This window comes from Brumimicrobium mesophilum (assembly GCF_003025005.1).
Taxonomy (GTDB): domain Bacteria; phylum Bacteroidota; class Bacteroidia; order Flavobacteriales_D; family Crocinitomicaceae; genus Brumimicrobium; species Brumimicrobium mesophilum.
Genome location: NZ_PVSS01000086.1, coordinates 1 through 351, shown reverse-complemented (window position 1 = coordinate 351; position 351 = coordinate 1). Strand labels below are relative to the sequence as shown.

Annotated in this window: 1 protein-coding gene; it reads right to left on the bottom strand. The window is 36.8% G+C overall.

Annotated elements, in window-relative coordinates; all coding sequences use genetic code 11:
* Positions 1–144: 144 nt before the first annotated feature.
* On the bottom strand, positions 145–351 hold a 207-nt coding region (locus C6368_RS17155; RefSeq protein ID WP_159038686.1), incomplete at its 5' end, for a T9SS type A sorting domain-containing protein.

Genomic DNA, 351 nt, shown 5'->3' with positions numbered 1-351 from the left:
TGCGTGTGCTTCCAAGGTCGCAAGAGCAAGTCAACTTTCCTATGATAAAAATAGTTGCATAAAGCTAACGGCCTTTGTCGGGGTGGGAAACAATAGAGCTAAAATTCCTAACAGTAGATACGAAACCCTAATCCTCCTATAGAATTACCCCTTCACAAACCTTTTCTTTATCACCTCCTCATCAAACTCCAGTTCAATCACATACATTCCTTTTGATAAATCAATAAGTGGAATCGTAGTATCAATAACATCTTCTGCTTCCATTACAATTTTTCCTGAAGCATCGTAAATCGTAAAACTGAATTTTGAATTCAAGTTATTGATTTTGATCTCAGAAGTTGCAGGATTAGG